The 20,187-nt window shown below is 74.9% G+C and carries 22 protein-coding genes; 9 read left to right on the forward strand and 13 right to left on the reverse strand.

The features are described from left to right. The first annotated feature begins 275 nt into the window (after positions 1-275). Entirely contained in the window at positions 276-593 is a 318-nt protein-coding gene (locus ACWCYY_RS30725; RefSeq protein WP_345290976.1) for a hypothetical protein, read from the forward strand. Here ACWCYY_RS30725 and ACWCYY_RS30730 read toward each other — a convergent pair. Then, a complete protein-coding gene (locus ACWCYY_RS30730) occupies positions 572-1,864 on the reverse strand; it encodes a TetR/AcrR family transcriptional regulator (protein WP_449797875.1) in 1,293 nt (430 codons plus the stop codon). The two genes, ACWCYY_RS30725 and ACWCYY_RS30730, sit on opposite strands and share 22 nt — an antisense overlap. Positions 1,865-2,057: 193 nt before the next feature. On the opposite strand from ACWCYY_RS30730, the gene ACWCYY_RS30735 reads away from it, so the two are divergent. Beyond that, positions 2,058-3,215, forward strand: coding sequence for an acyl-CoA dehydrogenase family protein (locus ACWCYY_RS30735; RefSeq protein WP_345290978.1), 1,158 nt, complete (start codon positions 2,058-2,060; stop codon positions 3,213-3,215). A 104-nt stretch (positions 3,216-3,319) separates the two neighbouring features. On the opposite strand, the gene ACWCYY_RS30740 is transcribed toward ACWCYY_RS30735, so the two are convergent. Both ACWCYY_RS30740 and ACWCYY_RS30745 read right to left on the reverse strand, forming a co-directional pair. Beyond that, positions 3,320-3,598 carry a hypothetical protein gene (locus ACWCYY_RS30740; RefSeq protein WP_345290979.1) on the reverse strand — a complete coding sequence of 93 codons (279 nt, stop codon included), beginning with the start codon at positions 3,596-3,598 and terminating at the stop codon, positions 3,320-3,322. 219 nt (positions 3,599-3,817) lie between these two features. Further along, a complete protein-coding gene (locus ACWCYY_RS30745; protein WP_449797876.1) occupies positions 3,818-4,384 on the reverse strand; it encodes a TetR/AcrR family transcriptional regulator in 567 nt (188 codons plus the stop codon). A gap of 85 nt (positions 4,385-4,469) precedes the next feature. On the opposite strand from ACWCYY_RS30745, the gene ACWCYY_RS30750 reads away from it, so the two are divergent. The 4 genes from ACWCYY_RS30750 to ACWCYY_RS30765 all read left to right on the forward strand — a co-directional run bounded on the left by ACWCYY_RS30750 (position 4,470) and on the right by ACWCYY_RS30765 (position 8,508). Continuing rightward, positions 4,470-6,035: an MFS transporter gene (locus tag ACWCYY_RS30750; RefSeq protein ID WP_449797877.1), complete on the forward strand. Its 1,566-nt coding sequence runs from the start codon at positions 4,470-4,472 to the stop codon at positions 6,033-6,035. A gap of 160 nt (positions 6,036-6,195) precedes the next feature. Then, positions 6,196-6,489 carry a Sec-independent protein translocase subunit TatA gene (gene tatA, locus ACWCYY_RS30755; protein WP_449797878.1) on the forward strand — a complete coding sequence of 98 codons (294 nt, stop codon included), beginning with the start codon at positions 6,196-6,198 and terminating at the stop codon, positions 6,487-6,489. Between the two features lie 157 nt (positions 6,490-6,646). Then, positions 6,647-7,933 carry a hypothetical protein gene (locus tag ACWCYY_RS30760; RefSeq protein WP_449797879.1) on the forward strand — a complete coding sequence of 429 codons (1,287 nt, stop codon included), beginning with the start codon at positions 6,647-6,649 and terminating at the stop codon, positions 7,931-7,933. Next, positions 7,930-8,508 (forward strand): potassium channel family protein, encoded by a 579-nt coding sequence (locus tag ACWCYY_RS30765; RefSeq protein WP_449797880.1) that lies wholly within the window; start codon positions 7,930-7,932, stop codon positions 8,506-8,508. Before ACWCYY_RS30760 ends, ACWCYY_RS30765 begins: the two co-directional genes overlap by 4 nt. Before the next feature lie 4 nt (positions 8,509-8,512). On the opposite strand, the gene ACWCYY_RS30770 is transcribed toward ACWCYY_RS30765, so the two are convergent. From ACWCYY_RS30770 to ACWCYY_RS30790, 5 genes are all read right to left on the reverse strand, one after another. Continuing rightward, positions 8,513-10,105 (reverse strand): protein kinase domain-containing protein, encoded by a 1,593-nt coding sequence (locus tag ACWCYY_RS30770; RefSeq protein WP_345290985.1) that lies wholly within the window; start codon positions 10,103-10,105, stop codon positions 8,513-8,515. A 30-nt stretch (positions 10,106-10,135) separates the two neighbouring features. Beyond that, a complete protein-coding gene (locus ACWCYY_RS30775; RefSeq protein ID WP_449797881.1) occupies positions 10,136-12,319 on the reverse strand; it encodes a bifunctional polysaccharide deacetylase/glycosyltransferase family 2 protein in 2,184 nt (727 codons plus the stop codon). After that, positions 12,316-12,813, reverse strand: a complete 498-nt coding sequence (locus tag ACWCYY_RS30780; RefSeq protein WP_449797882.1) for a hypothetical protein — start codon at positions 12,811-12,813, stop codon at positions 12,316-12,318. The genes ACWCYY_RS30775 and ACWCYY_RS30780 overlap by 4 nt, the downstream gene beginning before the upstream one ends. Positions 12,814-12,895: 82 nt before the next feature. Then, the gene (locus tag ACWCYY_RS30785) at positions 12,896-13,846 is read right to left on the reverse strand and encodes a hypothetical protein (RefSeq protein WP_449797883.1); all 951 of its coding nucleotides are present in this window, start codon (positions 13,844-13,846) and stop codon (positions 12,896-12,898) included. Further along, positions 13,843-14,646, reverse strand: coding sequence for an RNA polymerase sigma factor (locus ACWCYY_RS30790; protein ID WP_345290989.1), 804 nt, complete (start codon positions 14,644-14,646; stop codon positions 13,843-13,845). Before ACWCYY_RS30790 ends, ACWCYY_RS30785 begins: the two co-directional genes overlap by 4 nt. Before the next feature lie 248 nt (positions 14,647-14,894). Between ACWCYY_RS30790 and ACWCYY_RS30795 the strand changes: the two genes are divergently transcribed. After that, positions 14,895-15,587, forward strand: coding sequence for a hypothetical protein (locus tag ACWCYY_RS30795; protein WP_449797884.1), 693 nt, complete (start codon positions 14,895-14,897; stop codon positions 15,585-15,587). A gap of 22 nt (positions 15,588-15,609) precedes the next feature. Here the strand turns inward: ACWCYY_RS30795 and ACWCYY_RS30800 are convergent, their stop codons facing one another. Then, entirely contained in the window at positions 15,610-16,173 is a 564-nt protein-coding gene (locus ACWCYY_RS30800) for a GNAT family N-acetyltransferase (RefSeq protein ID WP_449797885.1), read from the reverse strand. Between the two features lie 61 nt (positions 16,174-16,234). On the opposite strand from ACWCYY_RS30800, the gene ACWCYY_RS30805 reads away from it, so the two are divergent. Further along, positions 16,235-16,930, forward strand: a complete 696-nt coding sequence (locus ACWCYY_RS30805; protein ID WP_449797886.1) for a class I SAM-dependent DNA methyltransferase — start codon at positions 16,235-16,237, stop codon at positions 16,928-16,930. A gap of 65 nt (positions 16,931-16,995) precedes the next feature. Here the strand turns inward: ACWCYY_RS30805 and ACWCYY_RS30810 are convergent, their stop codons facing one another. From ACWCYY_RS30810 to ACWCYY_RS30820, 3 genes are all read right to left on the reverse strand, one after another. Continuing rightward, the gene (locus ACWCYY_RS30810; RefSeq protein WP_345290993.1) at positions 16,996-17,484 is read right to left on the reverse strand and encodes an NUDIX hydrolase; all 489 of its coding nucleotides are present in this window, start codon (positions 17,482-17,484) and stop codon (positions 16,996-16,998) included. Between the two features lie 129 nt (positions 17,485-17,613). Beyond that, complete coding sequence (locus ACWCYY_RS30815) at positions 17,614-17,892, reverse strand: hypothetical protein (protein ID WP_449797887.1); 279 nt, start codon at positions 17,890-17,892, stop codon at positions 17,614-17,616. Positions 17,893-18,056: 164 nt separating this feature from the next. Beyond that, on the reverse strand, positions 18,057-18,290 hold the full coding sequence (locus ACWCYY_RS30820; RefSeq protein ID WP_345290995.1) for a hypothetical protein: 234 nt from the start codon (positions 18,288-18,290) through the stop codon (positions 18,057-18,059). Between the two features lie 258 nt (positions 18,291-18,548). Here ACWCYY_RS30820 and ACWCYY_RS30825 point away from each other — a divergent pair, with 258 nt between their 5' ends. After that, positions 18,549-19,115 carry a GlcG/HbpS family heme-binding protein gene (locus tag ACWCYY_RS30825; protein ID WP_345290996.1) on the forward strand — a complete coding sequence of 189 codons (567 nt, stop codon included), beginning with the start codon at positions 18,549-18,551 and terminating at the stop codon, positions 19,113-19,115. A 12-nt stretch (positions 19,116-19,127) separates the two neighbouring features. On the opposite strand, the gene ACWCYY_RS30830 is transcribed toward ACWCYY_RS30825, so the two are convergent. Beyond that, positions 19,128-20,096 (reverse strand): helix-turn-helix transcriptional regulator, encoded by a 969-nt coding sequence (locus ACWCYY_RS30830; protein ID WP_449797888.1) that lies wholly within the window; start codon positions 20,094-20,096, stop codon positions 19,128-19,130. Positions 20,097-20,187: the final 91 nt, after the last annotated feature.

Consider the following 20,187-nt stretch of genomic DNA (forward strand, 5'->3'; position numbering starts at 1 on the left):
TTCGCTTTACCGTTACCTGCCCCCGAGTTCGCCGCCGAGTCGGCGGCGGAACCGCAGGTCAGGAGGGGGGAAATCAACCGGAGTGACCCCCTTCGACATTTGCCGCCCCCCGCGTCCGTGACGCGCCCGTTACTCGTTCGGGCGAACCGGCACGGCGGCCATTGAAGTCAATCGGCCGACTGGGGAATGCTGGTCACGCGACGTCAGGCACCGGCACGTTACGGGGCGGCCACCCCGAACGCGCCACATTCGCACCAGTTAGCAGGGAGACCACCGTGTCCCGAATTCGCGCAGCCGCCACCGTCACCGCCCTCGGCGCCATTCTGCTCCTCGGAGCCGGCACCGCCCACGCGGACAACGGCGCCGGCGCCGCGTACGGCTCCAACAGCAGCGTGGTGAGCAACACCGGCTCGGGCAACATCGTCGGCAGCGTCAACGGCAACGGGAACGCGACCCAGCAGGCCGCGACCGGCTCCGGCGCGGCGAACCAGAACAACAGCGCCGGGGTGGCCGGCAACTCCGGCGGCATCGGCGTGATCCAGGGCAACGGCGCGTTCACGCACTCGGTGTACTACCCGTTCGTGCTGTACTGACCCACCTCGTCGTGGTGACCCCGCAGGGGCGGGCCCGGCCGGGCCCGCCCCTGCTCCATGTCCAGGGCGGTCAGGCCCGACACGGCCGCGGCGAGATCGGTCAGACACTGCGTCAGGTCGGGCCTGGCCCAGCCGCCCCGCACCCCGTCGTTGACCAGTGCGAACATCGCGTGCACCCTGATCCGGGCCTCGGCCGGGCCGTACTGCGGCCGGACCCGCCGGAGCAACTCCACCCACGTGCGCAGGAACTCGCGGCGGAAGGCGACTGCCGCCCGCCGGTCCGCCGCGGCCAGCCGCTCCGTCTCGCTGACCATCGCGCCCAGGTGGTCGCCGTGCCGGCGTGCGAAGTCCACGTACGCCCCGAGCCCGGCCGCGAGCGCCGCCGCCGGGCCGCCCGCCGCCACCATCGGCGCCGACACCTCCTGCCGCAGCCGCTCCCGGCAGCGCTCCAGGGCCGCGGCCAGCAGTTCGGCCTTGGTGCCGAAGTGCTTGTAGACGCTCGGCCCGGCGATGCCGACGGCCGCGCCGAGCCGGTCCGTGGTCACGTTGTCGAAGCCGTACCGGTGGAACAGCACGACGGCGGCGGTCAGCAACTCCTCCCGGCGGGAGCCCGGGGGCGGCGGGCCGTCCGCCGCGACGGAGCACGGCCCGGACGGCGACGACGGCAGCGGCGTCGACAGCACCGCGGTGGTCAGCTCGCCGAGCAGGCGCTCGAAGCGCCGCCGGGGCAGCACGAAGCTGTGGTTCGACAGCCCGCCGAGCGCGGAGAGCGCCGACCAGCAGAGCAACTCGGCGTCCGGGAGCGTCAGTTCGGGCCGCGAGAGGCGGAGTGCGGTGGCCATGGCCGCCACCTCGGCGCGCAACTCGCGACGCAGCAGAGCCCGTTGGGCCGGGGCCAGCAGCCGGGCGTCCCGCTGCCAGAGCGTGCCCAGTGCCCGGTGGTCGATCGCGGCCGGGGCCAGGGCGGCGGCCAGGGCGGACGGCCCGGCCGGCTCGCTCGCCTCGCTGGGCCCGTCGGGTCCGTCGGCCTCGTTCGGCGTGGAGGAGCCCGCTCGGACGGCCTCGCGGAGGGCGCGGAGGTGGGAGTCCAGGACCTGGCGGAGCAGCTCGGGCTTGCCCGGCACGTGCCGGTAGAGCGCGGGGGCGGTGATGCCCAGCTCCCCCGCCAGCTCCGCCATCGAGACCCGGTGGTACCCGTCCCGGTGGAACCGCTCCCCCGCGACGCCCAGGATCTGCGCCTTCCGCCCCGGCGGCCGCCTCGTCGCCACCATCGCCCCCTGCCGACCGCACCCGAGCACTCCGCGAAACCGCCCGGCCAGGGTAGCAACGATTCACTTGACGGTCCGTCCGGAGCCCGAACACGGGACGGACGGGATCAGGAAGTGCTGGACACCGGAAGCTACCGCCGATTAACTTGAGCCGCGATCAGAGCCGCCTCCGGGCCGCCACGAAGGGAGCGCCGCCGTGCGCCGCACCGTGTTCGACGAGGACCACGAGGCCTTCCGGGAGACCATCCGGGACTTCATCGCCAAGGAGGTCGTGCCGGTCTACGAGAGCTGGGAGAACGAGGGCCACCCGCCCCGCGACTTCTACCGCAAGCTCGGCGCGCTCGGCGTCTACGGCATCGAGGTCCCGGAGGAGTACGGCGGCGCGGGCCAGACCGGCTTCAAGTACCAGGCCGTGGTCAGCGAGGAGTGCGCCCGGGCCGGCGTCACCTTCGGCTCCTCGGGCGTGCACACCGGCCTGGTGCTGCCCTACCTGCTGGAGTACGCCACCGAGGAGCAGAAGCAGCGCTGGCTGCCGGGCTTCGTCTCCGGCGACATCATGACCGCCATCGCGATGACCGAGCCGGGCGCCGGCTCCGACCTCGCGGGCATCGCCACCACCGCCAGGCTCTCCGAGGACGGCACCCACTACGTCCTGAACGGCGCCAAGACCTTCATCACCGGCGGCGTGCTCGCCGACCTGGTGCTGGTCATCTGCCGCACCAGCCCGTACGACCCGGCCGACCGCCGGGCCGGGCTCTCCATCCTCTGCGTGGACACCACCTCGGAGGGCTACGCCGTCGGCCGCAAGCTGAAGAAGATCGGCCTGCGCACCTCCGACACCGCCGAACTCTCCTTCACCGACGTGAAGGTGCCGGTGGGCGACCTGCTCGGCGAGGAGGGCAAGGCCTTCGCCTACCTGACCCACAACCTGGTCCAGGAGCGGCTGGCCATCGCGGTCGGCGCGTACGCCTCCTCGGCGGCGGCGGTCCGCTTCGCGGTGAGTTACGTCAAGGACCGCAAGGTGTTCGGCCAGGCGGTGGCCGAGTTCCAGAACACCAAGTTCAGCCTGGCGGACTGTCAGGCGCAGGTGCTGGCCCAGGAGTCCATGGTGGACCGGGCGCTGGAGCTCTACCAGAACGGGCAGCTGACGGTGGCGGACGCCGCCGCGACCAAGCTGTTCTGCACCGAGTCGGCCTCCCAGGTGATCGACAAGTGCCTGCAGCTGCACGGCGGTTACGGCTACATCCTGGAGTACCCGATCGCCCGGCTCTACACCGACAACCGGGTCTTCCGGATCTACGGCGGCACCAGCGAGGTCATGCGGACCATCGTCGCCAAGTCGCTCGGCCTGTAGGCCCCCCGACCACGCCCGGCGGCATCCCCCACGATCCGCCGCCGGACGTGCGGCAGCGGGCCGCTCCCCCATCGGCCCGCTGCCCAATCCTCGTGTTCTGTCCGTCAGTTGTGCTGCCCCGGGTGCTGCGGGTGCTCCGCACGCCAGGCGTCCCAGCCGGCCATCGAGGCCGCCCGGGCGTGCTGGAAGGTGCGCTGGGCCATCTCGCCCGGCGGGGTCTCCAGCTGTCGGACCCAGCCGCGGCCGGCCGAGAGCAGCGCCGCCCCGACCATCGCGGTACCCGCGAGGCCGACCAGCGCACCCACCCCGGTCAGCACCACCCCGGTGGCCAGCAGGCCCCGGTTGACCTCGAACCCGCCGATGAACTTCTGATACGTCGCCATGCCACCCACCTTCGGCGAGGGTCCGCCAGGGTGCACGCCGGGCTGCTCCAGCGGGGGCACGAGGGACGTAGGTGGTGATGCCGGGGGCGCGGGGAACTGCGCGTAGGGGAACGGCAGCACGTGCAACTGGCCGACGTGCCCCGATCTGGCGCTGGGCCGCCTTCCGCACTCGCGCAGTTCCTCGCGCCCCCGGGTCGCTGCAACCGGGCGCCAGCGGGATCAGTCCAGGACGCGGGCCGATGCGAGTTCGAGGGCCTGCAGCATCTGTTCGCCCGTCAGGGACTGGGCCGGGTCGACGAGCCACTGGGTGACGGTGCCGGCGAGGAGGGCCTGGTAGAAGGCGCCGAGGAGCACCTCGTCCTCGTCCTCGGGGGCCCGTTCGCCGCTGACCATGTGGGCGATCTCCAGCCGGGCCAGCCGCTGGACCTTGGCGAACTGCTCCCGGATGTCGGGCAGGTCGTCCATCCGCGCGATCACCTCGAACTGCGCCGCCCAGAGCCCGTGGTACTCGACCATCGTCGACCGGATCCCGTCCCAGACGGCGACGAACCGCTCCCGCGGCGTGCCCCCGGCGCCGGCCGTGGCCGCGTCGACGGCTTCGCCCCAGCCGCCGATGGCCTCCATCATCGCCTGGTTGAGCAGCGCCTCCTTCGAACCGAAGTGGTAGCCGATCGCGGCCAGGCTGACGCCCGCCGCCGTGGCGATGTCCCGCGCGGTGGTGCGGCTGTAGCCCTTCTCTGACAGGCAGCGCTTGGCGCCGTCGAGCAGGTCCTCACGATTTCCCATGCCCGGAAGCGTACGCCGCGGGCGAGACGGATGTCTTGCACATCCGTACTAGACATTCGTCTGACACGCCCGTACGGTTCTTCTCGTGACCACAACCCACGGCCTCGCCGGCCGCCGCGAATGGACGGGCCTCGCCGTCCTGCTCCTGCCGACCCTCGTGATCGCCACGGACATGGGGATCCTGTTCTTCGCCGTCCCCTTCATCAGCACCGAGCTGCGGCCCAGCGCCACCGAGCAGCTCTGGATCATGGACATCTACTCGTTCCTGCTGGCCGGGCTGCTCATCCCGATGGGCGCGCTGGGCGACCGGATCGGCCGCCGCCGCCTGCTGATGGCCGGGGCGCTCGGCTTCGCCGCCGCCTCCCTGCTGGCCGCCACCGCGGACGGCGCCGGGCAGCTGATCGCGGCCCGCGCCCTGCTCGGGGTGACCGGGGCGACGCTGATGCCCTCGACCCTGGCGCTGATCCGCAACATGTTCCACGACCCCAAGCAGCGCACGGCCGCGATGGGCGCGTGGGGCGCCGCGACCATGGCCGGGGCCACCCTGGGGCCGGTCGTCGGCGGGCTGCTGCTGGAGCACTTCACCTGGAGCGCCGTCTTCCTGCCCGCCCTCCCGGTGATGGCACTGGTGCTGCTCACCGCCCCGTTCCTGCTGCCCGAGTACCGCAGCCCGCAGCCCGGCCGCTTCGACCTGGCCGGCGCACTGCTCGCGGTCGCCTCCGTGCTGCCCACCGTCTACGGGATCAAGCACTTCGCGGTGGACGGCTGGAGCACCGGGGCCGCCGCGGCCCTGGCCGCCGGGGTGCTGCTCGGCGGGGCGCTGGTGCGGCGGCTGCGGACGGCGGCCACGCCGCTGGTCGACCCGGCGCTGTTCCGCAACCGCACCTTCTCCGGCGCGGTGGTGGTCAACACCCTCACCATGCTGGCCATGATGGGCTTCACCCTCTACACCTCGCAGTACCTCCAACTGGTGCGCGGCATGGCCCCGTTGACCGCATCGCTGTGGGCACTGCTGCCCAGCGTCGGGGTCTTCGTCACCGCCGGGGCCTCCGGGGCGCTGGCCGGGAAGGTCCGGCCGGGAGTGCGACTGACGGGTGGTCTGGTGATCGCCGCCGCCGGGTTCGCCCTGATGACGCAGGTCCGTCCCGACTCCCCGCTGGCGCTGATCCTGGTGGCGGCCGGGGTGCTGGCCGCCGGGACGGTGGCCGCGATGATGCTCACCGCCGAGCTGGTGGTCTCGGCCGCACCGCCCGAGCAGGCCGGCGCCGCCTCGGCGGTCTCGGAGACCGCCACCGAGCTGGGCGCCTCGCTGGGGATCGCGCTGCTCGGCGCGGCCGGCGCGGCGGTCTACTCCGCCCGACTGGACGGCGGCCTGCCGAACGGCCTGCCGGCCGAGCTCGCGGCGGTGGCCCAGGACACCCTGGGCGGGGCGGTCACGGTGGCGGCGCAGCTGCCGGGCGAGCTCGGCGGGCAGCTGCTCACGGCCGCCCGGGACGCCTTCGCCGACGGCATGCACCTGGCCGCCGCGGTGGGCCTGGTCACCATGCTGCTCGGGGCCTTCCTGGCCCACCGCATGCTGGGTGACCTGCCCGTTCCCGCCCCGGCGGAGGAGGCCGCCGAGTCCTCGGCCGGGCAGCCGGAGCTGGTCTAGACCACTGGATGGGCAACGCTCACGTGAACACCTGGTTTTCGCCCGATGTTTCAGGACCGCTGTATACGTCGGCCGGGCGGGCCATGCATACTGGCCGAGGTGGGGCAAGTTCGCCCGACCCATGAAACAGCGAGTAATCCGAAGGGACCGGTGGTCAGGGATGCTGCGCAACGGTCTGGAGCCCTGGCACCTTCTCGTGGTGCTGGCTGTGGTCATCCTGCTTTTCGGTTCGAAGAAGCTGCCCGAGATGGCGCGCGGCCTCGGCAAGTCGATGCGCATCCTGAAGGCCGAGACCAAGGCCCTGCGCGAGGACGACGCCCAGGCCGCCGGCACCCCGGCCGCCCCGGCGGACGGCACGGCGCAGAGCACCGCCACCGAGCAGCCCCGCCAGGCGGTCGAGCCGACCGTCATCACCAAGGCCGCCGAGCCGAGCGGCCAGCAGAACAAGGCCTGACCCGCCACCACGGCCGGTCCGCACCGGGCCGCCGGTCCTCCCCTCGGGGACGGACCGGCGGCCCGGTGCTTTGCCGTGTCCGGCCGCGGTCTGACTGGCTGTCGGAAAAGTTCTGTTATCTCCTGGTGTGCACCGATCCACACCGCAGGAGGTACGGATGGCCGACCCGACCGGCTCCACCGAGGTCGAGGAGCTGCGACGTCGGCTCGCCCTGCTGGAGGAGCGGCAGGCACGGCCCCGCCGGCACCGCGTCAGGTCCGCCTTCGCCGTCCTGCTGGTCCTGCTGGCCGCCGTGCTCACCCCGCTGAGCGTGGTGGCCGCCTGGACCAGGGCCGAGGTCGGCGACACCGACCGGTACGTGGCCACCATGGCGCCGCTGGCCGAGGACCCGGCGATCCGGGCCGCCGTGACCGACCGGGTGACCGCCGAAGTGATGAAGTACCTGCCGGTCGACACCCTGCTGGAGCAGGTCGCCCCCGCCGACCGGCCGCTGCTCGACAAGGCGCTCGGCGCCCTGGGCTCCACCCTCACCAACGGCCTGACCGGATTCGTCCACGGCCAGGTCGAGAAGGTGGTGGACAGCGACGCCTTCGCCACCGTCTGGGTGACCGTCAACCGGAACGCGCACGCCGCCGTGGACCGGCTGCTCACCGGGGAGGGCGGCGGCGCCGTCGAGGTCCAGGGCGACACCGTGACGCTGGACCTCGCCCCGCTGGTCGACCAGGTGAAGAGCCGGCTGGTCGCCCAGGGCCTCGGGGTGGCCTCGAAGATCCCCGAGGTGCACACCGACTACGTCCTGGTGCAGTCGGACGCCATCCCCAAGGCGCGGACCGCCTTCCGGCTGCTCGACCTGGCCGGTTTCTGGCTGCCGGTGCTCACCGTGCTGATCGCGGCGGGCGGCGTGCTGCTGGCCGGGCGGCGGCGCCGGGCCCTGGTCACCGCCGCGCTGCTGGTGGCCGGCGGGGCGGCGCTGCTCGGGCTGGGCCTCGCCGTCGGCCGGGCGTTCTACCTGGACCGGCTCCCGGCCGGGGTGAGCCAGGGCGCCGCCGCGGCCGTCTTCGACGCCCTGGTGCACTACCTGCGGACCACCGTGCGGGCGGTGGTCGCGCTCGGCGTGCTGGTCGCGCTCGGCGCCTGGCTGACCGGGGCGGGGCGGTGGGCCGGGACCGTACGGCGGCTCTGGACGGCCGGCTTCGGCGCCGTCCGGACCACCGCCGCGCGGGCCGGGCTGCGGCTCGGTCCGGTGGGGCGCTTCGTCCACCGGTACAAGGCCTGGCTGGGGTGGACGGGGGTGGCGGCCGCCGCACTGGTGCTGGTGTTCTGGAGCTACCCGACCGGGATGGTGGTCTTCTGGACCGGCTTCGCCCTGCTGGGCGGGCTGGCGGTGCTGGAACTGCTGGACGAGCGGCCGGGTGAACGGCCTGGCGAAGCGGCCGCGCCGTGACGGGGTCGGAGGAGGACGACGGCTCCGGGCACCGGGTCGACCGGGTGGGCTGGCTGTTCGGGGCGGGCGGGGCCGCGGCGCTGCTGGTGGCCTACTTCACCGTGCCGCTCGGCGTCTTCGGCCCGCACCACCCGGTGCCCAGCTGGCTGACCTTCGCCGGGGCGCTGACCGTGCTGGCCGGGTACCTGCTCCGGGAGATCCGCCGCGAGTACCTCGGCCTGCCCGGCCGCCCGGCGATGGCGATCCTGCTGCTCAGCGCGCTGACCCTGGTGGTCTTCGCCTCCACGTACTACGCGCTGGCGCACGAGTTCACCGGACTGACGACCCGGATCGACGCGCTCTACTTCACCGTGGTCACCCTCGCCACGGTCGGCTTCGGCGACGTCACCCCGTCCGGGCAGTCGGCCCGGGTGGTGGTGATGCTGCAGATCCTCTACACCCTGGTCTTCCTGACCGCCGGGGCCACCACCGTCAGCCGCCGCCTGCACGAGCGGCTGGCCGAGCGGGCCGAGGTGCGGGCCGCGGAGCCGGGCCGGGGGCGCCGCCACCGGAACCAGCGGCACGAGGGGGCCTGAGCGATCAGCCGACCAGGGCCAGGACGGCGCCGATCTTGGCCTGCCAGAGCACACTGGTCTCGGTGTCGATGGCGTGCCGCTTGCCCAGGTCGCGGACCAGCTTCTGAGCGTCCCTCAGCGAGCGCGCGGCGTCGTCCGTCTGGCGGTCGTTCAGGGCGTCCGCGGCCTCGTCCAGGCGTTCCAGCAGGTCCTGCTGCCTGTCCCGGTCCCGGTCGAACTCGCTCTGGGCCACGGCGGCGCGCAGCGCGGACAGCGCGGTGCCCGGGCCGGGCTTGGCGCTCGGCGAGGGCTTGGTGCTCGGGCTGGGCTTGGCCGAAGGGGTCGGGCTCGGGGTGGGCGAGGGGCTGGCGGAGGCCGAGGCGGGCGTGGTCGGGCTCGGGGCCGCCTTGGGGGCGCCCTTGCCCGGGCCGCCCGCCGTGAGCACCACGACCACCGCCGCCGCGGCGATCGCGGCGACCCCGGCACCCGCGTAGAGCAGCGGGTTGCGCCGCCGGGCGGGCGGCTCCTCGTACGGCTCGTAGGGCTGGGCGTCGTACTGCTGCTGGGCACCGTAGGGCTGGGCGCCGTACGGCTGGGCCGGGAAGCCGGCCTGGTGCGGCACCGGGGGCATGACCGAGGTCGCCTGCTGGGCGCCGCCGTACGGGACCTGGCCGGGCACCGCCGCGACCGGGGGGATCACCTGGGTGGCCGCGAGCAGTTCGCTGGTGCGGTCGGCCGGACCGTGCAGCGGGACGGCGGAGAGCAGCTCGGCCCGGGCGGTGGCGGCGTCGGCCGGGCGGTCCGCCGGGTTCTTGGCGAGCAGCCGGAGCACCACCGCGTCCAGGGCCGGGCTGAGCCCGGGGCGGCGGTAGGAGGGCGGGGCGGGGTGGGCGCCGACGTGCTGGTAGGCGATGGCCACCGAGTTGTCACCGCCGAACGGGGGCGCCCCGGTGAGCATCTCGGTGAGCACGCAGCCGAGCGAGTAGAGGTCGGAGCGGCCGTCCAGCGGGCTCGCGGTGGCCTGCTCCGGGGAGAGGTAGGAGGCGGTGCCGAGCACCTGGGCGGCCTGGGTGAGCTGGGCGCCGGAGGAGCCGGCCCGGGCGATCCCGAAGTCCACCACCTTCACCCCGCCGTCGTGGGTGATCATGATGTTGCCCGGCTTGATGTCCCGGTGCACCAGCCCGGCCGCGTGCGCGACCTCCAGGGCCTCGCAGACCGCGGCCGCGATGCCGACCGCGCGCTCCACCGGGAGCCAGGTGGTGTCGGCGATCAGCCGGCCCAGCGTCTGGCCGTGGACCAGCTCCATGACGATGTACGGCGAGCCCTGGTCCACCCCGGAGTCGAAGACCGTGACGATCCTCGGGTGCACCAGGCGGGCGGCGTTCTGGGCCTCCTGGGCGAAGCGCTCGGCGAACCGGGGGTCGTCGGCCAGGCCGCCGTTGAGCAGCTTCACCGCGACCGGACGGCCGAGCTGGTGGTCGTGCCCGCGGTGCACGGTGGCCATGCCGCCGACGCCGAGGACCTCGCCCAGCTCGTAACGCCCGTTCAGTATCCGGCCGATCACCCCGACCACTCCCCTTCCGCGCCGCCCGGTCGCCTCGGCCCGGTGGCCGCGCACCCGTGCACCATAGCGGTTGTCCGGCAGGGGTCAGGCGCCCGCCGGGGGCACCTGGAGGCTGCCGTACCGCTGCATCCGCTGCCAGCGCAGCCGGGATCCGGCCAGGGCGGTGCAGACGGACTGGATCACCACCAGGTACATCAGCTGCCGGTAGACGAACTGCTGGAGCGGGAGCGTCCAGAGCGGGCCGAGCCGCTCGCCGTCCAGGCGGAAGGCGTAGGCGCCCATCGCGAACTGGAGCGCCAGGAAGGCGGCCCAGAGCCCGAGGATGCGGCCCGGGTCGAGGAAGACCAGGCCGTACAGCGCGAACACGTCCACCACCGGGGCCAGCAGCGGCAGCAGCACCTGGAAGAGCAGCAGGTAGCCGAGGCCGCGGCGGCCGAGCTTCCCGGCCTGGCCGCGCTGGGCCAGCGCGCCGCGGTGCTTCCACATCGCCTGGAGGGTGCCGTAGCACCAGCGGTAGCGCTGGCGCCAGAGCGCGCCGAGCGAGGCCGGAGCCTCCGTCCAGGCGCGGGCCCGCTCCTCGTAGACGACGCGCCAACCGGCCCGGCACAGGCCCATGGTGAGGTCGGTGTCCTCGGCCAGGGTGGACTCGCCGACGCCGCCGAGGCGCAGCAGGGCCGAGCGGCGGAAGGCGCCCACCGCCCCCGGCACGGTCGGCATGCACTCGGCCAGGTCGAACAGGCGGCGGTCCAGGTTGAAGCCCACCACGTACTCGATGTGCTGCCAACGCCCCAGCAGGCCACCGCGGTTGACCACCTTGGCGTTGCCGGAGACGGCGCCGACCCGGCGGTCCGCGAAGGGCTGCACCAGCATCCGGACGGCGTCGGGCTCGAACACGGTGTCGCCGTCCACCATCACCAGCAGCTCGCAACTCGCGGCGGCGATACCGGCGTTGAGGGCGGCGGGCTTCCCCGCGTTCTGCTGCCGGATCACCCGGACGTACGGCAGCCGCAGCGACTCGACCAGGTCGGCGGTGCCGTCGGTGGAGCCGTCGTCCACCACGATCACCTCCACCGGGTGATCGGAGGCCAGCAGCGAGCGGACGGCCGCCTCGATGCCCGCCACCTCGTTGTAGGCGGGGACGATCACGGTGACCGGCTCGGTCACCGGCGGGCCCCACGGGCGGCGGCCGCGCAGCCGCTTGTGCCGCCGGGCCGCCACCACCACCGCCACCGCGCGCAGCACGCTGACCGCGCCCGCAGCGAACAGCAGCCAGCCCAGCACCCGGAGCACCCACTCACTGGCCGTCAGGGCGCCGAGCAGGGCCAGGCCGCGCCAGTGGTCCCCGGCCGGGGCCGGGGCCATCGGGCGGGGCAGGCCGAGCGCGTCGCCGACCGGGGCGAACCGGTAGCCGCGGGCCTGGAGTTCGGTGATCAGCCGGTCGAGCGCGGCCACCGTCTGGCTGCGGTCGCCACCGGCGTCGTGCATCAGCACGATCTCGCCGGCGGTGCCGCGCGGGGTGGCGTCGGCCACGATCCGGTCCACGCCCGGACGGCGCCAGTCGCCGCTGTCCAGGGTGGTGAGCACGGTGAGGTAGCCGTCCTGCCCCGCCTTCCGGACGGCCTCCCAGTCGGCGTCGGTGAGCGCGGCGGCCGAGGAGGAGTACGGGGGCCGCAGCAGCGAGCTGGTCCGGCTGACCGCGCCGGCCAGCGCCAGCTGACTCTGGCTCAGCTCCAGCGAGCGCCGCCACTCGGGGACGGCGGACAGATCGGCGTGGGTGAAGGTGTGCACGCCGAGCTCGTGGCCCTCGGCGACGATCCGCCGGGCCAGCTCGGGGTGGGCGGCCACCTGGGAGCCGACCACGAAGAAGGTAGCGTCCACCTGGTGGCGGCGGAGCACGTCCAGGATCTGCGGGGTCCAGACCGGATCGGGGCCGTCGTCGAAGGTGAGCGCCACCGTCCGGTCGGCCGGCCGGGCCGAGCGGGGCGGCGCCGCGCCACCGTCGATCACCGGGCCGCCGTCCCGGACCGCGGCGGGCACGGAGCCGCCGTCGCCCTTCGCGGTGGTCGCGCCGTCGGGCGTGCCGCCGTACAGCTGGTGGGTCCAGCCCTGGAGCAGCAGCGCGGCGGTGAGGGTGAGCACCAGGGTGGTCAGCAGCAGCCAGTGGGTGCGCAGCGGGACCTGACGGACCGCCGCCCGGCGGCCGCGGCCCCTGCCGTTGCGGCGCCGGGAGCGGTGGCCGGGGGTGGGAGCGGTGCGGGTGGTGGTCACGGGGTCTTGCTCGGCTTCCGGCTCGGGGCGGTGCTGGGGCGGCCGTGGCCGGGGGTGTTGCCGGAGTTGCCCGGGCCCGCGGTCGGGGTGGTGACCGGGGCGGAGGACTGGTCCGTCGCGGAGTGGGTCGCGGACGGGGCCTCGGTGGTGCGGGCGGAGCGGGCGGGGAGGACCGCCTGGCCGGTACGGGTGGCCGGCTGGGCGGAGACCGGGGCCGACGGACCGTCAGACGTGGCGCCGCCCGCCGGGGCGGCGGGCACGGCCGGGGCGGGCGGGCGCTCGGCGTGCTGCTGGGGCAGGAACGGCGCGTCCACGGACGGACCGCCGAGCAGACTGCTGAGCAGCAGGGCGAGGTAGCCGGCCGCGGGTATGACGAGCAGTCGGCCGGCGCGGCGGACCAGTCGCTGGCGGCGGCCGGAGGCGTCCACGAAGACCGGTTCGTCGGGCGGCGGGACGGCCCGGCGGGCGGCCCGGGTCCGGGGGCTGGTGGTCACCTGCGGGTCCTGTCCTGGTGCGGGGGCTGGGGTCGGGTGCCGGAGGGACCGACCCGCGCACCGGCGGCGCGGCGTCTTCGGGTCACCGGCGGGTCTGTTCCGGCTGCCCTGCGGTCCTCTGCTCCTCGGGGGTGCCGTCCTGCTTGGCAGTGGGCTTCTCGGAGGTCTTGTCCGTCGGCTTGCCGCCGGGCTTCTCGGTCGGCTTCTCGGTCGCCTTGCGGCCGCCGGAGGAGGCGGTGGCCGAGGGGAGTGCGGGGAGCTCGGGCCCGTGGGAGGAGGCCTTGCCGTCCTGGTCGGCGGCGGGCGCCGCGCAGTAAGCCGCCACCCCGTCGGCACCACCGGCGGCCGCCAGCAGCGGGGCGAACCGCGGCTCGGCCAGCAGGAGGACGCGCTTGCCGCCCGCGTCCAGCGCCACGGCCAACTGGTGGCAGAGCTCGGCCCGCTGGTCGGTGCCCGGGGAGGCGGGGGCGGGGGCGGTCGCCGACGGTGCGGCCGAGCCGGACGGCGGCGGGGTGGCGGCGTGCGAGACGCCGAAGCCCTGCGGTTCGTGGTGGGAGGGGGAGGTGCCGGTGCGCGCGCCGGCGCCCGCGGAGCCGGAGGCCGAGGGCGTGGCGGGGGCGTGCGCCGCCTGACCGCCGCCGGGCAGGCCCGGGATGTGCGGCAGACCGCCGGTGCCGGCCGCCACCGCGACGCCGCCCAGCGCGGTGGCCGCGCAGGCGGTCAGCAGGGCCTTCGCGCTGAAGGCCCGCACGCGGACGGTGGTGCTCACGGTCGTTCTCCGGGCGGTGGTCGCGGTGGACGGGTCGGAGCGCACCGCCCGGAAGGCCGCCAGCGCCGCCTGCTCGCCGGGCTGTTCACCACCGCCGGCTTCGGGGGCAGCCGCGGAGGCGAGCAGCCCGGCCAGCTCCGCGTGGCCCGGCGGGGCCGTGCGGTCGGCGAGGCGCTCCGGACCGGTCGCGCGGGCGCCCGAGGCACCGGCGAGCAGCTGCTCGGCGGTGGCGCGGTCGATCCGTCGGGATCGGTTGGTGCTCATCTCATGTCCTTCAGCGTCACGGCCTGCTCGGGTGTCACACCCGGCGGAAAGGTTTTCCCGGATCCCGTTCCGGGCTCCGGCGCGGAGCGGCCCGCGCGGCCGAGCCGGCGCGGCGGACGGCCCTTCCGGGGCGGCGGCTGCTCGGCGGCGGGGCGGGTGCGGGGCGGTTCCACGGGCGTGCGGCGCTGGGCCGGGAAGCCCTCGGCGGGGCCGCCGGCCGGGCCGTCGCCCTCCAGGCGCTTGGCCAGCCGGCGCAGGCCGCGGTGGGCGGCCATCCGGACGGTGCCGGCCCGCTTGCCGAGCACCGCGGCGGCGCCGGGCGCGTCCAGGCCGAGCACCACCCGGAGCAGCACCGCCTCGGCCTGGTCCGGCGGCAGCTCGGCGATCATGGCCAGCGCGTCGGCGGTGGAGACCGCCGAGACGGCGCTGCCCGCGGTGTCCTCGGCGGCGGCCAGCTCGGCGAGGTACTCCTCCGGGAGGTCGGCGATCGGCCGTCTGCGAACCCGGCGCAGGTGGTCCATGGCCCGGTGCCGGGCGATGGTCGCCGCCCAGCCCCGGAAGCCGTCGGAGTCGCCGCGGAAGCCGCGCAGGTCGCGGGCGATCTGGAGCCAGGTCTCGGAGGCGATGTCCTCCGCGTCCTCCGGGCCGCCGCCGACCAGCACCCGCAGGTAGCGCAGCAGGCCGGGCTGGACCGTCCGGAAGAGCAGCCGGAACGCCTCCTCGTCACCGTCCTGCGCCGCCAGTACGGCCTCGGCGAGGTCGGGCGGAGGACCGCCGGGTCGGGGGTGGGAGCTGTGCACCCGCCACATCATGCGCCATCCGGGGCCCGCGCCGGACCGGTTCGGCCGCTCCGGTCCGGCCGCCGGGAGGAGCGGGCCGCCGCTCCGGTCCCGCCGTGACGGGGGCGTCAGCGGCACCGGGAGGAACGGCCCGCGCCGGCGGGACCTAAGGCCCGTCGGCCGACGCCGTTCGCCCGCAGCCCCGGGGCGGCCCCGGCACCTAGCTTTGACAGTGCACGAACCACACCCCCCACCTCCGAGGACCTGCGATGACGGCTGCCCGTGAACTCTTCGCCGAAGGGATGCGCCACCACCTGGCGCCCGCCCTGCGGGCGATGGGCCTGACGGACCAGCGGCAGGTCTTCGTCCTTCCCGCCCCGCTGCACTGGGCCGTACTGGGGGTCCGGGTGCTCGACGCGGACGGCCACGCGCTGCGCTACACCGTCGACCTCGCGCTGAGCGCCAAGCCGGACGCCGAACGGGACCGCCCGCTGCCGGTCGGGCCGCCGGACCCGTCGGCGCCGGACGGCTCCGAGCTCTGGCACGCCCGGATCGGCGAGCTGATGCCGGTGGACGACGAGGTCTGCTGGGAGATCAGCCCCGGGCCGCGCTGGCTGGTCGCGGTGGAGGACTCGATCGCCGCCGTCCGCCACTACGGGCTGCCCGAGCTGCGCCGCCGGCTGGCGGCCGCCGAGGGCGGGCCCGGGACGGGTGAGACGTACCTGTCCGCCGCCGAGCTGGACGAGGTGAACGCGGCGCTGCTGTCCGCCGCCGTGGCCCGCATCCAGCGCGCCGAGCTGGACGGCAAGACCCTGGTCCTGACCGGGGCCTGGAGCCGCTCCGACCCGGTGGCCCGCGAGGTGCTGGCCGGGGTGGCCGGAGGCTTCCTCGCGGCCGACGACGACCGCTTCGTCCAGGTCCGCTGCACCGACTCGCTCGGCCGGGAGCTGTGGCTGTTCTGACGGGACGTCACCACGTGCCGCCTCACCAGAGGCGGTCCACCGTGCCCGGATGGAGCCCGATCCGGCGGTGCTCCCAGGACGCCGCGCGGGCCCGCCCGGTGCACAGGTCGGCCATCACCACCTTGTCGAAGCCGGGCCGGTCGGTCGGGAACGGGTCCTGCGGGGTCCCGCCGACCAGCACCGCACCGGCCAACTCCCGCCACCCGGCCGCCCGGTAGAAGCCGAGCAGCGGCCGGTCGCAGCTGAACACCCCGAGGTCCGCCCCGCTCCCCCGGACCACCTCCAGCGCGGCCCGCACCAGCCGCCCGCCGTGACCCCGGCCGCGCTCCGCCGGGTCGGTCACCACGCAGCTCAGCCCGCGGGCCAGGTACCGGGCGCCGTCGTGGTCGATCTCCTTGCCGAGCAGGTCCAGCGCGGCCAGCACCCGGCCGTCCGCCACCAGCAGCAGGCTCTCCGGAGCGAGCGCCGGATCGTGGCTCGTACCCGGGTCGGCCCCGCCGCTGGGCCAGGCGACCTCCTGCAACCGCCATACCTGCGACCGCAGTTCGGCCGGCACCTGGGCCTCGGGGAAGGTCAGCAGCTGCACCGTCGAGCCCTTCGGGAAAATCGCTGGCAGCTCCGCCGCCGGGTCGTGAACACTGCGAAGTATGGTGGAATTCGCGAACTTTGACACCCGGCACTACCCGACCGTGGACGTCCGGACCGGATACGGCCAGTGGGTGACGAGCTACGAGGACACGGTCGAGGACCTGATGGACCTCGCGGTACTGGAGAGCCTCTCCGCCCCCCGGTGGGCCCAGGTGGAGCAGGCCGCCGACCTCGGGTGCGGGACGGGGCGGACCGGAGCCTGGCTGCGGGCCCGCGGGGTGGGCGCCGTGGACGGGGTGGACCTGACGCCCGAGATGCTGGACAGGGCACGGACCCGGGGCGCCCACCGGGTGCTGCTGGAGGGGGACTTGGCGAAGACCGGACTGCCCGAGGGGCAGTACGGGCTGGTGATCTCCTCGCTGGTGGACGAGCACCTGCCGGAGCTGGCCCCGCTCTACCGGGAGGCGTACCGGCTGGCCTCCCCGGGCGGGCTCTGCGTCCTGGTCGGCCTGCACCCGCAGTTCATCATGAGCGCCGGGATGCCCACCCACTTCACCACCGCCGAGGGCACCGACCTGGCCATCGACACCCACCTGCACCTGGTCAGCGACCACCTGACCGCCGCGCTGGGCGAGGGCTGGCAGCTGGCCGAGATGCGGGAGGCCGTGGTGGACGAGCGGTGGACCGCCCTCAAGCCCAAGTGGGCCAAGCACCTCGGCGTCCCGGTCTCGGCGGCGTACGTGTTCCGCAAGTGACCGCAGGAGCCCCCGGGGCCCCCCGGGGGCCCTGTGGACTCCCGGGGTCCTGGTGGACTCCTGCGTCAGAAGCCGGATTCGGGGCTGGTCACGATGCGCGTGCGGCCGTCCGCGCGGGCCGCCAGGGCGCCGGCCAGCCGCGCCGAGCGGCTGGGGCCGAGCAGTTCGAGGGCCTCCTCGACCGGCGCCCACCGCCAGTCGTCCAGTTCGCCCTCGGGCAGCACGACCGGGGTGTCGGCGGCGATGGTGCCCAGGTCGAAGAGGAAGTGCACGGCCGGGTGGTCGAGCTCCTCCGAGGGGTGGGTCCAGGCCACCGCGAGCAGCGGTCCCGCCTCCCGGACGATCCCGGTCTCCTCCTCCAGCTCGCGCGCGGCGCAGCGGGCTCCGTCCTCACCGCGGTCGACGGTGCCGCCGGGGAACTGCCAGTGCTCCCGGTACCCGGCCTTGACGATCAGCACCCGCCCGTCCGGGTCGGTGAGCAGACAGCCCGACCCCGTGTAGGACCTGGGCAGCGAGGCCAGCCACTCCTCGCGGGGCTTGAGCTCCTCCGGCATGACGCTCCTTCAGTCGTGGGGTCCGCTCGGACCCTACCGCCACCGGGCCGCCGCGCGGGGAGCGGAACGGCGCGGGGGCGGTACCCGGTCCTGCCGGGTACCGCCCCCGCGCCGTCGCGTGGGCCGGGATCAGTGGGCCGAGTGCTTCTCCGCTCCCCGGTGCCGGTGGCCGGGCAGCTCGGCGTGGTGGGCCGGGCCGGAGGCCATCGCCGGGGCGGCGAAGGAGCGGCGCCCGCCGTGGCTGAAGGCGGTGTCCCCGAAGTGCGGGGCGGACGTGCCGCCGGCCATCGGGCCACCGCCCGTGACCGGCGGTCGCATGCCGGGATCGGCGGTCATGGACCGGCGCTGGAGCATCTCCTGCATGCCGGTGCGGAGCTTGGTCATCGAGCCCGTGGATCGCTTGGTCATCGTCGACCTCCGTTCGGCGAACGGTCGCCCCGCCGGTGTGCGCGGCGATCCGTGCGCCAGGCTGTTATGCCCGGATTCTAACCTTCCGACCCGTTATGGCCACTCGTTGTCGGCCGCACCCCAGGCCGCACCCCAGGCCGCACCGCCGTCCGTACCGCAGGCCGTCAGCGGTACTCCTCCTCGTCCAGGTCGACCACCCGGCTCTGCTCCGCCGCGTCCGCGTCGTCCGCGTCCTCGTGGCCGAGCGCCCGGCGCTCCCGCAGCTGCTCGTAGTCGTCCCCCAGGTGGTCGGCGGCGTCGCGCTCGGCGTCCACCGCCTCCTGGACGGCCGGCGCCGCCTCCGCCTCGAAGTCGTCGTAGTCCTCGGGGAACTCGGGATTCTCGGGGTTCTCGCGCATGGCTCCGTCCCTGCTGGTTCGAAGGGCCGTTGAGGCCCAGGGGCCTCTAGAAGTATCCGCCCGGCGCGGCGCCGGTGCGTACCCTCGCCCGCCCGGCGGCGTGTCCCCCGGAGGCCGGGTGGGTGGTGGGGGGTCAGCCGATCGGATGACCCCCGGGTCGGCCGGGGCGTCGACGGGGAGGGGGCGGTTCCGGGGCGAGGATCGATGGTGAGAGCGGGAGCCGGTGGTTCCCCCCAGATCCTGAGTGGAGCAAGTGGCATGCAGAAGAAGACTGTTCGGGTCCGCGTCCTGACCGGTGCCGCCGTCCTCGCGCTGGCCGGGGCCGGCACCGTCGGCGCGCTCTCCGCGACCGCCGCGCCGAAGAGCGACAGCGCCCAGACCACCCAGGCCGTGCAGGCCGCCGACGTGAAGAAGAACGACACCTTCACCAGCACCCACCTGACCGTCGAGGCCGCCACCAAGGCCGCCCAGGCCGCGCTGGACGCCGCGAAGAAGGAGAACCAGCGGGTCTCCGTCGCGGTCGTCGACCGCAACGGCAACACCGTGGTCACCCTGCGCGGCGACGGCGCCGGCCCGCAGTCCTACGAGTCGGCCGAGCGCAAGGCGTTCACCGCCGTCTCCTGGAACGCCCCGACCTCGGAGCTGGCCAAGCGTCTCGCCCAGGCCCCGAACCTGAAGGACATCCCGGGCACCCTCTTCCTCGGCGGTGGCGCCCCCGTCGCCGACAAGGGCGCCCCGATCGCGGGCATCGGCGTGGCCGGCGCGCCCTCCGGCGACCTGGACGAGAAGTTCGCCCAGGCCGGTGTCGCCGCGCTGGGCAAGTGATCTGACCCGCCCTCAGCCGGCATCGGACACCTCGGCCGCCCGCAGCGCGCGGGCGGCCAGTTCGCGTAGGTGGTCGACGAGTTCGGCCGGCTCGCGGACCTCGAACTCGCAGCCCAGGGTGGCCAGCCGGATCCCGATCCACTCCAGCGAGTCGGACCGGGTGCGCAGCAGGGTGCGCCCGCCGTCCAGCGCGGTCAGCTCGTCCTCCGCCATGCCGAGGCGTTCGCGGACCCGCTCCGGCGGGGCGTGCAGCACGACCACCGCCTCGTAGGTCCGGGGGCGGGCGTGCAGCCGGGCCCGGACGTACTCGCCCGCGTCCTCGGCGGGCAGCTCCCTGGGAGCCGAGCGCGCACCGGTGAGCTGGGGCCCGCTCACCCGGTCGACCCGGAAGATCCGCCAGTCGTCCCGCTCGTTGTCGAAGGCGACCAGGTACCAGCGCCGCCCGGCGGCCACCAGGCGGTGCGGCTCGACCAGCCGCCTGGTCTCGGCGCCGTCCCCCGCCCGGTAGCCGAAGCGCAGCCGCTCCCGGCCGGAGGCGGCCGCGGCCAGCACGGTGAGCACCTCGGGGTCGACCCGCGGACCGGACCCGACCATCGGCACGGTGGCCGCGTTGAGCGAGCCGACCCGGTGCCTGAGCCGGGCGGGCAGCACCTGGACCAGCTTGGCCAGCGCCCGCACCGAGGCCTCCTCGATGCCCTCCACCGCCTGCCCGGCGGCGGCCCGCAGGCCGACCGCGATGGCCACCGCCTCCTCGTCGTCCAGCAGCAGCGGCGGCATCGCGGCCCCGGCCACCAGCCGGTAGCCGCCGATCGCGCCCTTGGTGGCCTCCACCGGGTAGCCGAGCTCGCGCAGCCGCTCGATGTCGCGGCGGATGGTGCGCGGGCTGACCCGCAGGCGGTCGGCCAGCTCGCTGCCGGGCCATTCGCGCGGGGTCTGGAGGAGGGAGAGCAGGCTCAGCAGCCTCGCCGGGGTGTCCGTCATGGGATCCAGCATGGCGGACCAAGCGGCCAGGATCTGACCTAGATGGCCACTACCTTCGGAGCGTTCCCAGCCGACGCGCGGCGTCCCTGCC

Source organism: Kitasatospora sp. NPDC001664, assembly GCF_053596675.1.

Bases quoted from the DNA above. Each gene is read 5' to 3' on its own strand.
- ACWCYY_RS30740 (WP_345290979.1), bottom strand. From the start codon at position 3,598: ATGGCGACGTATCAGAAGTTCATCGGCGGGTTCGAGGTCAACCGGGGC.
- ACWCYY_RS30830 (WP_449797888.1), bottom strand. From the start codon at position 20,096: ATGACGGACACCCCGGCGAGGCTGCTGAGCCTGCTCTCCCTCCTCCAG.
- ACWCYY_RS30795 (WP_449797884.1), top strand. From the start codon at position 14,895: ATGACGGCTGCCCGTGAACTCTTCGCCGAAGGGATGCGCCACCACCTG.
- ACWCYY_RS30820 (WP_345290995.1), bottom strand. From the start codon at position 18,290: ATGCGCGAGAACCCCGAGAATCCCGAGTTCCCCGAGGACTACGACGAC.
- ACWCYY_RS30815 (WP_449797887.1), bottom strand. From the start codon at position 17,892: ATGACCAAGCGATCCACGGGCTCGATGACCAAGCTCCGCACCGGCATG.
- ACWCYY_RS30760 (WP_449797879.1), top strand. From the start codon at position 6,647: ATGGCCGACCCGACCGGCTCCACCGAGGTCGAGGAGCTGCGACGTCGG.
- ACWCYY_RS30745 (WP_449797876.1), bottom strand. From the start codon at position 4,384: ATGGGAAATCGTGAGGACCTGCTCGACGGCGCCAAGCGCTGCCTGTCA.
- ACWCYY_RS30810 (WP_345290993.1), bottom strand. From the start codon at position 17,484: ATGCCGGAGGAGCTCAAGCCCCGCGAGGAGTGGCTGGCCTCGCTGCCC.
- ACWCYY_RS30730 (WP_449797875.1), bottom strand. From the start codon at position 1,864: ATGGTGGCGACGAGGCGGCCGCCGGGGCGGAAGGCGCAGATCCTGGGC.
- tatA (WP_449797878.1), top strand. From the start codon at position 6,196: ATGCTGCGCAACGGTCTGGAGCCCTGGCACCTTCTCGTGGTGCTGGCT.
- ACWCYY_RS30785 (WP_449797883.1), bottom strand. From the start codon at position 13,846: ATGAGCACCAACCGATCCCGACGGATCGACCGCGCCACCGCCGAGCAG.
- ACWCYY_RS30805 (WP_449797886.1), top strand. From the start codon at position 16,235: ATGGTGGAATTCGCGAACTTTGACACCCGGCACTACCCGACCGTGGAC.
- ACWCYY_RS30825 (WP_345290996.1), top strand. From the start codon at position 18,549: ATGCAGAAGAAGACTGTTCGGGTCCGCGTCCTGACCGGTGCCGCCGTC.